Annotated in this window: 15 protein-coding genes; 7 read left to right on the top strand and 8 right to left on the bottom strand. The window is 63.8% G+C overall.

What is annotated here, in order from left to right:
- Window positions 1–31 precede the first annotated feature (31 nt).
- The 7 genes from IGS61_RS00955 to ygfZ all read right to left on the bottom strand — a co-directional run bounded on the left by IGS61_RS00955 (window position 32) and on the right by ygfZ (window position 6,862).
- Window positions 32–967, bottom strand: coding sequence for an ABC transporter substrate-binding protein (locus IGS61_RS00955; RefSeq protein ID WP_121669532.1), 936 nt, complete (start codon window positions 965–967; stop codon window positions 32–34).
- Window positions 968–1,031: 64 nt separating this feature from the next.
- On the bottom strand, window positions 1,032–1,982 hold the full coding sequence (tal, locus tag IGS61_RS00960; protein ID WP_230537610.1) for a transaldolase: 951 nt from the start codon (window positions 1,980–1,982) through the stop codon (window positions 1,032–1,034).
- A gap of 2 nt (window positions 1,983–1,984) precedes the next feature.
- Window positions 1,985–3,469, bottom strand: coding sequence for a xylulokinase (gene xylB, locus IGS61_RS00965; protein WP_329958035.1), 1,485 nt, complete (start codon window positions 3,467–3,469; stop codon window positions 1,985–1,987).
- A 31-nt stretch (window positions 3,470–3,500) separates the two neighbouring features.
- A complete protein-coding gene (locus IGS61_RS00970; RefSeq protein ID WP_230537612.1) occupies window positions 3,501–4,508 on the bottom strand; it encodes a LacI family DNA-binding transcriptional regulator in 1,008 nt (335 codons plus the stop codon).
- Between the two features lie 212 nt (window positions 4,509–4,720).
- Complete coding sequence (locus tag IGS61_RS00975) at window positions 4,721–5,458, bottom strand: NRDE family protein (protein WP_230537613.1); 738 nt, start codon at window positions 5,456–5,458, stop codon at window positions 4,721–4,723.
- Window positions 5,449–5,739, bottom strand: coding sequence for a DUF4936 family protein (locus tag IGS61_RS00980; RefSeq protein ID WP_230537614.1), 291 nt, complete (start codon window positions 5,737–5,739; stop codon window positions 5,449–5,451). The genes IGS61_RS00975 and IGS61_RS00980 overlap by 10 nt, the downstream gene beginning before the upstream one ends.
- Before the next feature lie 7 nt (window positions 5,740–5,746).
- Window positions 5,747–6,862, bottom strand: coding sequence for a CAF17-like 4Fe-4S cluster assembly/insertion protein YgfZ (ygfZ, locus tag IGS61_RS00985; RefSeq protein WP_230537615.1), 1,116 nt, complete (start codon window positions 6,860–6,862; stop codon window positions 5,747–5,749).
- 176 nt (window positions 6,863–7,038) lie between these two features.
- On the opposite strand from ygfZ, the gene mltG reads away from it, so the two are divergent.
- The 3 genes from mltG to IGS61_RS01000 are packed head-to-tail and all read left to right on the top strand — an operon-like array spanning window position 7,039 to window position 9,735.
- A complete protein-coding gene (mltG, locus tag IGS61_RS00990) occupies window positions 7,039–8,025 on the top strand; it encodes an endolytic transglycosylase MltG (RefSeq protein ID WP_230537616.1) in 987 nt (328 codons plus the stop codon).
- A 24-nt stretch (window positions 8,026–8,049) separates the two neighbouring features.
- Window positions 8,050–8,691: a dTMP kinase gene (tmk, locus tag IGS61_RS00995; RefSeq protein ID WP_230537617.1), complete on the top strand. Its 642-nt coding sequence runs from the start codon at window positions 8,050–8,052 to the stop codon at window positions 8,689–8,691.
- A gap of 15 nt (window positions 8,692–8,706) precedes the next feature.
- Window positions 8,707–9,735, top strand: a complete 1,029-nt coding sequence (locus IGS61_RS01000) for a DNA polymerase III subunit delta' (RefSeq protein ID WP_230537618.1) — start codon at window positions 8,707–8,709, stop codon at window positions 9,733–9,735.
- A gap of 60 nt (window positions 9,736–9,795) precedes the next feature.
- Here IGS61_RS01000 and IGS61_RS01005 read toward each other — a convergent pair whose 3' ends face one another.
- Window positions 9,796–10,155, bottom strand: coding sequence for a hypothetical protein (locus tag IGS61_RS01005; protein ID WP_230537619.1), 360 nt, complete (start codon window positions 10,153–10,155; stop codon window positions 9,796–9,798).
- 152 nt (window positions 10,156–10,307) lie between these two features.
- Here IGS61_RS01005 and IGS61_RS01010 point away from each other — a divergent pair, with 152 nt between their 5' ends.
- The 4 genes from IGS61_RS01010 to IGS61_RS01025 all read left to right on the top strand — a co-directional run bounded on the left by IGS61_RS01010 (window position 10,308) and on the right by IGS61_RS01025 (window position 12,619).
- A complete protein-coding gene (locus IGS61_RS01010) occupies window positions 10,308–10,694 on the top strand; it encodes a VOC family protein (RefSeq protein WP_230537620.1) in 387 nt (128 codons plus the stop codon).
- 47 nt (window positions 10,695–10,741) lie between these two features.
- Window positions 10,742–11,089: a hypothetical protein gene (locus IGS61_RS01015; RefSeq protein ID WP_230537621.1), complete on the top strand. Its 348-nt coding sequence runs from the start codon at window positions 10,742–10,744 to the stop codon at window positions 11,087–11,089.
- An 83-nt stretch (window positions 11,090–11,172) separates the two neighbouring features.
- Window positions 11,173–11,952: a TatD family hydrolase gene (locus IGS61_RS01020; RefSeq protein WP_046682742.1), complete on the top strand. Its 780-nt coding sequence runs from the start codon at window positions 11,173–11,175 to the stop codon at window positions 11,950–11,952.
- A gap of 16 nt (window positions 11,953–11,968) precedes the next feature.
- Entirely contained in the window at window positions 11,969–12,619 is a 651-nt protein-coding gene (locus tag IGS61_RS01025) for an ankyrin repeat domain-containing protein (RefSeq protein ID WP_230537622.1), read from the top strand.
- The last annotated feature ends 102 nt before the right edge of the window (window positions 12,620–12,721 follow it).

Raw genomic sequence — 12,721 nt, forward strand, 5'->3', positions numbered from 1 at the left:
CGGCGGCGCCGCGTGGTTCAGGTCAGGCAGATCAGTTCTTTACCCAGCCCGTGTAGGTGGCGACGTTTTCCTTGGTGATGGCAGGGGTCGGCAACAGCACCATGGTCTGTTTCGGCGTACGGCCGTTCATGATGTCGTAGCCCATCTGCACGGCATCGGTGGCCATGCGGTACGGGTTTTGCGCCGAGGTGGCGGCAAACAGGCCAGCCTTGTTTTTCAGGGCGTTCTGGCCATCGGGCGCGCCATCGACGGCCGTGATCAGTTTGACGTCCGTGCGTTTCGATTGCTTGATCGCCAGTTCGGCGCCGATGCCGGTCGGATCGTTGATGGCGAACACGCCGTCGATCTTCGGATGGGCCGTCAGCAAGTTCGACATCACGGTCATGCCGCCGTCGCGGCTGCCACCCGCGTTCTGGTTGTCGGACAGGATTTTTATGTCCTTAAAGGCGGCCAGGGTCTTCTTGCAGCCGTTGACGCGGTCGATCACGGAGGTGACCGGTGGGCCATTGAGGATCACCACGTTGCCCTTGCCGCCGATCTGCTTGGCCAGGTAGGCGCACGACACGTCGCCCGCCATGGTGTTGTCGGACATCACGGTGGCCGAAGCGCCCACGGCGCCCACGTCGACGGCGATCACGACCACGCCCGCATTGCGCGCCTTCTTGATGGCTGGCGCGATGCCCTTGGAATCGACGGCGTTCAGGATGATGATGTCGGTCTTGTTGGCGATAAAGTTCTCGATCTGGTCCACCTGGGTGTTCAGGTCATACTTGCTGGAAACAGTCGTGACTTTCACGCCGGGGCCGCCGAGCTTTTTGGCGCTTTCTTCCGCGCCGCGGCCAATCGCGACAAAAAACGGGTTGGCCAGGTCGCCCACGCTCACGCCGATCGATTTCAGCGGTTTGTCGGCGGCAAAGGCGCCGCAGGCGGCGGACAGCAGCAGGGTGGCGGTAATGACTTTTTTCATGAGGATCTCCAAGGGTTTTTATTGTAAAAAACAAACGGTGCTACGGTAAAAACTGGGTGAAAACTTAGCGAGTGCGCAATTTCTCGATCATGGCATCGAGCTTGCCCGCATCGACGGCAAAGCCGCGGATGCCTTCGGCCAGCTTTTCGGTCGCCATCGCATCGTCGTTCAGGGCGTAGCGGAAAGCCGCTTCGTCGTAGGTGACGGCCGGCTGCGCCGCGCCCAGGTCGCCGCCCAGCGCGCGCTCGAATGGCGCGTCGGCCGCTTCGAGCTTGGCCAGCAAATCGGGGCTGATGGTCAGCAAGTCGCAGCCGGACAGGGCCGTGATCTGCCCCACGTTGCGGAAGCTGGCACCCATCACTTGCGTGGCGATGCCATGTTGCTTGTAGTAATTGAAGATGCGCGTGACCGATTGCACGCCTGGATCGTTGGACAGGCTGCGCGCCGCTTCGTCCCATGCCGCGCCCAGCGATTTTTTATGCCAGTCGTAGATGCGGCCGACGAATGGCGAAATCAGCCGTACTTTCGCATCGGCGCAGGCGACGGCCTGGCAAAACGCGAACAGCAGGGTCAGGTTGCAAAAGATGCCATCTTTTTCCAGTTCGCGCGCGGCCTGAATGCCTTCCCAGGTGGCGGCGACCTTGATCAGCACGCGCTCGCGGGCGATGCCCGCCTGCTCATACAGGGCGATCAGGCGGCGCCCACGGGCGACGGTGGCGTCGCGGTCAAAGCTCAAACGGGCATCGACTTCCGTCGACACGCGGCCCGGCACGACCTTTAAAATTTCCAGGCCGAAACGCACCAGCACTTGGTCGACGATGTCGTCCAGCGGCGCGTTCTTGTGCGCGGCAACCGTGCTTTCCAGCAAGGGCGCGTAATCGGGCTGCAGCACGGCTTTTAAAATCAGCGACGGATTGGTGGTGGCGTCTTGCGGCGCGAAACGCGCCAGTTGCAAAAAGTCGCCCGTGTCGGCGACGACGGTGCTGTGTTGCTTCAATTGTTGCAGCTGATTCATTGCTATTCCTTATCACTGAGTTGGTGCAGAGCTTGCACGGCTGGAAACAGGCTACGGTAGCGGCCGTAGCGGATGCTCAAGGCTGCGCTGTGCGCGGCATCGGGCAGGAAAGTGTTTTTGATGGGCAATCCCTGCGTCAGCAGGCTGGCGTCGCCGATGGCGGCAAAGCCCAGCTTGGCCGCGCCGAGGCTGGCCGACAGTTCGCTGTTGTGCAGGGTGCGCATTTCGCGTCCCAGCACGTTGGCCAGCAATTGCGCCCAGTACTGGCTGCGCGCGCCGCCGCCCACCAGCATGCAGTGGGGAACGACGGCACCCGTCGAGGTGACGGCCGCCATGGCGTCGCGCAAGGCAAAGGCCACGCCTTCGAGCACGGCGTAACCGAGCTGCGCCGGCGTGCTGTCGTGGCCCAGTTGCAAAAAGGCGCCGCGCACCTGCGGGTCGTTATGCGGCGTGCGCTCGCCCGACAGGTAGGGCAGGAACAGCGGTGCGGACGGTGCGATGACAGTGTCGAGCGGCAAACCCGCTTCCACGAGCGCCAGAAGGGCGGCCTCGTCGGGCTGGCCCAGCACGCCAGTGGCCCAGCGCAGACAGCTGGCGCCCGACAGGATCGCGCCCATCGCATACCAGCGGCCGGGCAGGGCGTGGCAAAAGCTGTGCACGCCGCCGGCCGGGTTGCCCAGCGGCTTCTCGGTGACGGACACGATGGCGGCGCTGGTACCGAGCGAAATAAAACTGTCGCCGCCGTTGACGGCGCCGATACCCACGGCCGAGACGGGGTTATCTCCGCCGCCGCCCGCCACCACCACGTTCGCGGGCAAGCCCAGCTGGTCGGCGATGGCATCCTGCACGGTACCGGTGGCGGCGTCGCCTTCGGCCAGGGCCGGCATCTGCTCCGGCGTCAAGCCGCAGGAGGCCAGCATGGGGGCGTACCAGGCGCGAGCGGCCTCGTCCAGCCACAGGGTGCCGGCCGCGTCGGACATGTCCGTCAGTTTGATCCCGGTCAATTGCAGGCGCAGATAATCCTTTGGCGACAGCAGGCAGGCGATGGCGGCAAAGGCGGCCGGCTCATGCTTTTGCAGCCACAGCAGTTTTGGCGCCGTCAGGCCCGCCATGGGCAAGCTGCCCGTCACGTCCGCGTAGGCGGGATAGTCGCGCGCCAGGTTCGCCGCTTCGGCTTCGGCGCGTGCATCGTTCCACAGGATCGCGGGGCGGATCACGCCATCGTTGCTGTCGAGCAGTACGGCGCCGTGCATCTGGCCCGACAGGCCGATGCAGGCAATGTGCGCGTAGTCCTGCGGCCAGCCGGCGCGCAGCTGGGCCAGCGCGTTGACGCAGGCGGCCCACCAGTCTTGCGGCGACTGTTCGGACCAGCCCGGCTGCGGGCGGCTGCTGTCGATGCGCACGGAGGCCTGGCCGCGCACGGCGCCGGTGCCGTCCATCAGCACGGTTTTCAGTTCGGAGGTACCGAGGTCGATACCGAGGGAAATCGCTGGATGCATGTTGATTTACAGTGAAAGGTCAGGGGCAGCCGCAGGAATTGCGCACGCGCAAGGTCGGCGACAAGCGCTGCACGTGCTGGGCGCGGCCCGGGTTGGCGATACGGTCGATCAACAGGTCGACGGCCATGGCGCCCAGCTCTTCGAGCGGCTGCGCCATCACGGTCAGGCGGGGGCTGAAGTAGTCGGCCCAGTCGAAATCATCGAAGCCTGCCAGCGCCACGTCTTGCGGTACCGCAATGTGTGCATCGCGCAAGGCGTGCATGGTGCCGATGGTCATCAGGTTATTGCCGGCCACGATGGCCGTCGGGCGCTGTCCGGCAGGCAGGGCCAGCAGTTCGCGCGTGGCCGCGCCGCTGCGCTCCAGGTTGGAGTCGCCCGAGCGCAGCAGTGCCGGGTCAAGCGCGATATTGGCGCGCTGCAAGGCCAGGCGGTAGCCGTCGATACGCTCGTCCGTCGTGGACAGGCCGGGCGCGCCCGCGATGAAGCCGATGCGGCGGTGGCCGTGGGCCGCGATCAAGTGGCTGACCAGCTGCGCCGTCGCCTCGATGTTTTCCACGCCCACCTGGTCGAAAGGCTGGGGCGACATGCGGTCGACCAGCACGGAGGCGATCTTGTTGCTGGTCAAGTAATCGAGGGCGCGGTTGTGCGGATCGCCCGAAGGCGCCAGCACGATGCCGTCGACCCGGCGCTGGTGCAAGTTCTGCACCACCTTGAGTTCCTGTTCGGGATCGTCATGCGTATCGGAAAACAGCATCATCAGGCCATGGCGCGTGCAGGCCGCCTCGATGGCGCGCACCGTTTCGCTGAAGTAATGATTGGTGAAGGCGGAAATGGCCACGCCGATGGTGCCCGACGAGGAGCCGGCCAGGGCGCGCGCCAGCATGTTCGGCACATAGCCGATCTGCTGCATGGCCGCGTTGACGGCGGCGACGGTTTTCGGGCTGACCTTGCGGGTGCCGTTGAGTACGTGCGAAACGGTCGACAGCGATACGTCCGCCGCCCGCGCTACATCTTCCATGGTGGCCATGGTGTCTCCTGATGGTTTTATTCTTATTGTGTGCTGCGATAGTGTGCGGCTGTGTCGCCGCGTTGGAATCTATCGTAAACAAAAGAAAGCGCTTGCGCAAGCGCTTTCTTTTTTGTGCGCGCCAATTTTTTAGGGAGACAAGCGAGGGTGAAGCGGAGAGGGGAGACGGTGGTGCATGGGGTCTGACCCGGCGGGTCAGACCCCAGAGTGGCTTACTGTATCAGCAGCTCATGCAGTTCGCCGGGCGAGTCCGGGAACAGTTTGACGACGGTGGACGTGCGCGTGCCGTAGCCCGGCGTGTCGATGCAGACGGCGGACAGCACGCGCTCGAGGTCGAGCGGCACGCCCGTGTCGGGCAGGCGGAAGTCCGGCGCGCGCGTGGTGTCGGCCAGCATGTCGAAATAGGCTTCGTCGGGCGCGCCCTGGCACAGCAGGCTGGCGAACTGGGCCTTGGTTTTCAGGACCTTCGGCCACGGCGCGTCGAGCAGGGCGTTCGACAGGCCGTAGATGCCCGGTTCCAATGGCTGGCCATTGCGCGCATCGCCGTCGCCCCGGTTGGAAAACCAGATCAGCGTATCCGCGTCGCCCAGCACCAGGTTAAAACCGTTGTAGGCTTTGCAGCCGGGGCGGATTTGCGCGATGTAGTCTTGCGGCGACATATTGCCGGCCAGGTAGTCGGCCACGAGGGCGCCGCGCGAGGGGGCGTCAGGATTGCGGTCTTGCGGGCTGCGGATATTCGTGATGGCGGCAAAGCGCGAGCTGCCGCTGCCGGCCTGGGTGATGCCCATCCAGCTGCCGCCCGCCTGCAGGTCGCGGCCCGCATACACTTGCGGGTGTTCGGGCCAGGCCCCGGCGGGGGCGCTGGCGCGTTCGTAGAATTCGTCGCGGTTGGCGGCGGCAATCAGCGGGATGTGCGGATTGACTTTCCAGGCAAAAACGATCAGGCACATGGGGGCAAATCCATGAACACTTCCGTATGGCGCGCGCCGGCCGTCAGCGACAGCAAGCCCGCCTCATCGGCCGCGCTGGCCAGCAATTCCGCAAAGCCTTCGCCGACGACGGGGTAGATTTCCATCCACGTCTGCAAGCCATCCTTGGCCTCGGGACGGCGCTTCAGCTGTGGCGCCACGCCGGACGCGGCCGCCAGTTTCGCCTGCAAGGCGCGCACCCGGGCTTCCAGCGCCTGGGCGTGCTCTTCCTTGACCTGATAATAAATGTACAAATCTTTCATGGCATTCTCACAAGTCGAGTGCGTCGAGCACGTAAGGCATGGGCAGGAACTGCACGGCCGCACCCTGGGCCGAGCCGTAGCGCACGGCGCCGGCGGCGCTTGAACCTTCTTCGATTGCCCCCAGCTTCATTTCGACGAGGGCGTCGATGCCGCCCACGCCGTTCGGCGCCGCGTTGACGACCATGCCGCAAGGCTGCTCGGGGTCGCTGACGGCAAACAGTTCGCCGCCGGCCACGACGGAGGCATCGGCGATGCTGACGAGGGTGGTGCGGCGCTTGAGCTTGCCCAGGTACTGGCTGCGCGCGACGATTTCCTGGCCCGGGTAGCAGCCTTTCTTGAAATTGACGCCGCCCAGCAGCTCGAAATTGACCATCTGCGGCACGAATTGCTCTTGCGTGGCGGCCGTGATCTGCGGGATGCCCGCGTGGATCTCGGACAGTTGCCAGCAGTCATTGCCGCCCTTGGCCAGTTTTTCCGCCAATTGCGGCCACACGTCGCGCGCCGTGGCGGCCGACGTCAGCCATTCATAGCGGGCGCTGCCGAAGGCATCGGCCACGCGCAGCAGGGTGCCCAGCGCGTGCTCGACCTTGCTGAACGGCGTGGCGGGCAGGGCGGGGAACCAGGCGGACAGTGCCGCGCCGGCTTGCGTGCCACCGAGGCCCAGGACAACCTGGTTCGCTGCATCAAACGATGCATCGTGCAGCTTGGCCTTGGCGCGCAGCACGAACATTTGCAGCCGCTTCTGGATGGCCGGCTGTATGGCGCGCGGCAATTGCAGATAAATGGTGGTGGCGTTGCGCCACATCAGGAAACTGGCCAGCATCCGGCCTTTCGGCGTGCAGTAGCCGGCCAGGCGCACTTGCTCCTGGTTCAGGTGTTCCACGTCGTTGGTCAGCTGGCCGTGCAGGAAACTGGCTGCCTCGTCGCCGTTCAGGCCGATCAAGCCCTGGTCCGTGATGGCCGCGACAAAACCGTCTTGTAGCTGGGACACTGTCAGGGACTGGCCGAAGTCGGCGATAGGGGCGGCGGCGATGGGGGCGGTGCCGTCAGACGCGCCATCGATGGCAGCGGGGCGGGCGCCTTGGGCGGTTAAAAATTGATTCCAGTTATTCATAATTTCCATTAGATCAGCGATTAAGCATTATCATTACGGGTTCATTATAGTGATGTCGCGCAGATTGCGTCGGCAGCGGCAAGATTGCCAGTGTTGGCGCCGCTTTCCGCGCACTTGCTTCACAAATGAACGATCATAACAAGCGGACGTTGGCCATCAGCGTCCGCATCACAAGAATCGGAACAATGGCTTTCTTTAAAAAACTTGTAGTCAGCTCGGTCATCGCCGCCATCGGCGTCGGTGGTACTTTTGTGTACTGGGCGCAGCAGCCCATCACCACGGAAGGCGAAGCGATCCCGTTTACGATCGCGCCCGGCAGCGGCGCCCATGCGGCCGGCCAGCAGATCGCGGACGCGGGCGTGCCCATCGTGCCCATCCTGTTCAACATGCTGGCGCGCATCGAAGGCAAGACCTCGAAGATCAAGGCCGGTTCCTACGAGCTGAAGCCGGGCACGACGCCGCAACGGCTGATCACGCAGCTGGCCCGCGGCGAGTTCGCGCAAGAGTCCTTGACCATCATCGAAGGCTGGACCTTCAGGCAGATGCGCATGGCCATGGCCAGCCATCCCGGCCTCAAGCACGACACCGTGGGCTTGTCCGACAAGGAACTGATGGCGAAGATCAGCCCGGAATACGTGCTGCCGGAAGGCTTGTTCTTCCCGGACACCTATCTGTTCGCCAAGGGCGCCAGCGAAATGCAGATTTTCAGGCAGGCGCACGCGGCCATGATCGGCCGCCTGTCCGAAGCGTGGGACAAGCGCGATCCGGCCTTGCCATATAAAAACCCGTACGAGGCGCTGATCATGGCGTCCATCGTGGAAAAGGAGACGGGGCAAAAGTCCGAGCGGGCCATGATCGCCGGCGTGTTCGTCAACCGCCTCAAGACGGGCATGCTGCTGCAGACGGACCCCACCGTGATCTATGGCATGGGCGACAACTACCAGGGCAAGATCCGCAAACGCGACCTGGAAGCGGACACCCCGTACAATACCTACACGCGCGGCGGCTTGCCGCCCACGCCGATCGCCCTGGCTGGCGCGCAATCGCTGACGGCGGCGCTGGCCCCGGCGCGCACGCAGGCGCTGTATTTCGTCGCGCGCGGCGACGGCACCAGCCAGTTTTCGGCCAACCTGCCCGACCATAACCGCGCCGTGAACCAGTACCAGCGCTAATATCATTATCAGATCAAGAGTTTCATGACACAACACTATCAACCGCGCTTCATCACCTTCGAAGGCATCGATGGCGCGGGCAAGTCGACGCATATCGGCTTTGTGACCGACTACCTGCAACAGCGGGGCGTAAGCCTCGTATCGTCGCGCGAACCGGGCGGCACCAGCCTGGGTGAAAAGCTGCGCGAACTGCTGCTGCATGAAAAGATGCACCTGGAAACGGAAGCCCTGCTGATGTTCGCCAGCCGCCGCGAACACATCGCGCAAGTCATCGCCCCCGCCCTGGAGCGGGGCGAGTGGGTCATTTCCGACCGCTTTACGGATGCCAGCTTCGCCTACCAGGGCGGCGGCCGCGGCATGGACTTGCGCAAGATGGAAGCGCTGGAGGCGTGGGTGCATCCGCACCTGCAGCCGGACCTGACGTTCCTGTTCGACGTGCCCCTGGAGGTTGCCCGTGCCCGCCTGGACTCCACGCGCGAACTCGACAAGTTCGAGCAGGAGCGATCGGACTTCTTTGCCGCCACGCGCAACGAATACCTGCGCCGCGCAGCGCAGTTCCCCGAACGTTTCCGCATCATAGATTCCACGCAAAGCATTGCCGACATCCAGGTACAGCTCGCCCAACTGCTTGATGTACTGCTTGAACAAAGTGTTGCAACACGTTGATTGACAAAGAATAATATGACCAGTTCTCTCTATCCGTGGCAACAGGACGCGTGGCAGCAATTGCAAGCCTTGCGCCCGCGCATGCCGCACGCCATTTTGTTCCATGGCGCGCAAGGCATCGGCAAGGCCGACTTCATCGAGCATTTCGCGCAAGCCTTGCTGTGCGAAGACGTGCGCGCCGACGGCCATGCCTGCGGCGCCTGCGCCTCGTGCGGCTGGTTTAGCCAGGGCAACCATCCCGACTACCGCCGCGTGCGGCCGGAAGCGCTGGAAGACGAGGTGGCCGACGACGGCGAAGAGGGCGAGGGCGCGAAGAAAAGCGCCAAGAGCAAGACGCCGTCGAAAGACATCAAGATCGAGCAGATCCGAAACCTGGCCGACTTCATGAACATTTCCACGCACCGGCAAGGCTTGCGCGTGGTGGTGCTGTACCCGGCCGAGGCGCTCAACACGCCCGCGTCGAATGCCTTGCTGAAAACCCTGGAAGAGCCGCCGCCGGGCACCTTGTTCCTGCTGGCATCGAACAGCCTGGACCGTTTGCTGCCGACGATCCTGTCGCGCTGCAGGAAATTTGCCTTGCCCATGCCCAGCCACGAGCAAGCCTTGACCTGGCTCAAGGCTCAAGGCTTGAACGATGCGGACAGCTGGCTGCGCGAGCAGGGCGGCGCGCCGCTGGCCGCGCTGGCCCAGTCCGAATCGGGTGGCCGCGAGGAAACGGAACAGTTGCTGCAAGTGTTGGCCAATCCGGGCGTGGAAGCGGCCCTGAAGGCGGCCGACAAATTGCAGAAGGCGCCGCTGGCGCCGCTGGTGGCGTCCCTGCAGCGCTGGCTGTACGACGTGTTTTCCGTCAAGCTGTCCGGCACCATCCGCTACTACCCGCGCCACCGGCGCGAACTGGAAGCGCTGGCCGGCCGCATCAACGTCAGCCGCCTGATGGCCGCCATCAAGGCCGCGAACGAGCGCCGCGCGATTGCCGAGCACCCCTTGTCGCCCAAGCTGTTCCTGGAAGACATGCTGCTCGACTACGCATCAAGCTGCCAATAAAATCAAGCACTTGCATCGCCAAGTTAATCCGGATTGTCTGGTTCTTGGCGCGCTGGGAACTTAGCCGCAGGCGCGCGTGCAGCTGCGGTACTGCACTTCGCACGCCTGCTGGCGTTCGGCGCGCCGGGCGCGGAAGGCCTGGGCTTCGGTGGGGCGCAGCTGCTCCGCTTGCGCGTCGACATTCCTGCCGGCCGCGACGTAGGGATTGCTGCTGGGCTTCATCGACAAGATGGGGCTGCTATCGTTTTCCGTCGCGCCTTGCGCCTGCGCGCGGCAATCCTGGCGCGCCGAGGCGCAGACGGGCTGGCACAGGCCCGCATCGGCGGCAGGCTTGGGCAGGTCGCGCTTGTCCTGGGCATGCGCCGTCTGCGCCAGACAGGCCAGCAGTGTCAGTATCAGGGGACGGGCAACTTTCAACATGCAACACTCCAGGTATCCGCACGCCGCCCCATGGCTGCGCGTCGGCAAGCAACTATACATCTTGATAACGGTTTTGCCTACCGTCCATGTCTGATTGCCACCTCCCGAGCCCGGTGTTACAGTCAAGGAATTGGACAGCAACGGAGGCGTGCATGAAACGAGTCACTGGCATCGGCGGCATCTTTTTCCACGCGCAAGACCCGGCGGCCCTGCGCGCCTGGTATCAGCGCCACCTGGGTCTGGACGTGCAGCCTTGGGGCGGCGCCGCCTTCAGCTGGACGGATGCCGACGGCAAACCCACTGGCGGCACCACCATCTGGTCCGTCGCGGCCAATGACAACGAACAATTCGCGCCCGGCAAGGCGTCCTTCATGATCAACTACCGCGTCGACGACCTTGACGCGCTGCTGCAAGCCCTGCGCGACGAGGGTTGCAACGTGCTGGACAAGGCGCCCGACTCCGAGTATGGCCAGTTCGGCTGGGTCATCGATCCCGAGGGCAACAAGGTGGAGCTGTGGCAGCCGCCGCAGGGGCAGTAGGCGGCGCACGCGCTGGCAGGAGCGCACACGAGCATGAAAGAAAATACATGAACTACCCGAGCAAAGCCATTGATTATGCACCGGAAAAGATGCGCGCCTTCCATGCGTATGGCTACGAGCACATCGATTGCCGCCAGTTTGCGCTGGCGCCGGAAGCCGTGCTGGGAACGCGCGAGCAAGCCTTGCCTTACATCGAAGAGGCCAGCCGTCATTTTTACGCGCTGGGCTGGCAGGGCGATGGCGAGGTCGAGCTGCTGTGGCTGCCGCCGTTCGTGTTTCCCCTGTCCATGCGCGCCTCCACGCAAGGCATCGTCATCTGGCACGTCAAGCAGGAGCGGGACGGCGTGTCATTCCTCGTTTCCCCGGTTCCGCTGCCCTTCGAGGAATTTGCCTGAGGGATGGGGGGCGCAGTCGGCGGCAGGGCGGATTTGCGCCTTCTCCCTGCCAGATTCCGCTCCCTCCGGTACAATCCCGCCTTATGTATATCGATTCCCATTGCCATATCAATTTCCCCGAGCTGGCTGCTCGCATGCCCGAGATTCTCGCCAAGATGGCCGAGAACAAGGTGACCCATGCCTTGTGCGTGTCCGTCGACCTGCCGGACTTCCCGCAGGTGCTGGCCCTGGCCGAACAGTATCCGCACATCTTTGCTTCCGTCGGCGTGCACCCCGATTACGAAGACACGCCTGAACCGTCCGTGGAAGACCTGGTCCGGCTGGCCGACCACCCGAAGATCATCGCCATCGGCGAGACTGGCCTCGACTATTTCCGCCTGACGGGCGACCTGGAATGGCAGCGCGAGCGTTTCCGCACGCATATCAAAGCTTCAAGAATCACCCGTAAACCCTTGATTATCCACACACGGGCGGCCAGCGAAGACACGATACGCATCATGCGCGAAGAGGGCGCGGGCGTGGCCGACGGCGGCGTGGCCGGCGTCATGCATTGCTTTACGGAATCGCTGGAAGTGGCGCGCGCCGCCATCGACATGGGTTTCTATATTTCGTTTTCCGGCATCGTCACGTTCAAGAGCGCCAAGGATTTGCAGGCCGTAGCCCTGGAAGTGCCGCTCGAGCGCATCCTCATCGAGACGGATTCGCCGTACCTGGCGCCCGTGCCGTTCCGCGGCCGCATGAACGAACCCGGCTATGTGGCCCACGTGGCCGAGTACCTGTCGACCCTGAAAGGCATTCCTTTGGCCCAGGTGGCGCAGCAGACGACGGATAATTTCTTCAAGTTATTCAATCAGTTGCCATAACTTTTTAAGGTTGACCATGATGAAAAAACTCGCTGCGGCGATGCTGCTGTGCTGGGCGGCCGCCAGCCAGGCGGCGCCGGAACCGGACACCTTCTTCCGCGCCGTCTCCGTCAACAACGACAGCGGCGTGCGCAGCATGCTGGCTGACGGCATGAATCCGAACCAGCCGGACGCGCAGCGGGGCGACATACCGCTCGTGCTGGCCTTGCGCGACGATGCGGACAAGGTATTCAAGCTGCTGCTCGACGCCCCCGGCATCGACATCGAGGCGCGTTCGGCCAACGGCAATACGGCGCTGATGATGGCCGCATATAAACACAAGCTGGACGCGGTGAACGCCTTGCTGGCCAAGGGCGCCAAGGTCAACCAGAGCGGCTGGACGGCGCTCCACTACGCGGCCTCGGCCGGTGACTTGCCCATCATGAAGATATTGCTCGACCGCGACGCCGTGGTCGACGCGCGCGCGCCTGCCAATATCACGCCGCTGATGTTTGCCGCCCGCGAAGGGCAGGAGGGCGCCGTCAAGCTGCTGCTGTCCTGGGGCGCGGACGCCAGCCTGAAGAGCGACCACGGCTGGACGGCCGTGCAGTTTGCCCAGGCCGGCGACAAGCCGGGCGTGGTTGCCATCATCGAAGCGGCGCAAAAGGCGCGCGCTGCCAGAAAGTAATCTTTGTACTAATATTTTCCATGCCAGCGGCAAAACTGGCATGGAATTGCCTCTCACCTCAGCCCTTTGTTCTCCCTGGCGATTAACGATAATGATCGTGTC

Origin of the sequence: Janthinobacterium sp. FW305-129 (assembly GCF_020858115.1) — a bacterium.
GTDB lineage: Bacteria > Pseudomonadota > Gammaproteobacteria > Burkholderiales > Burkholderiaceae_D > Janthinobacterium.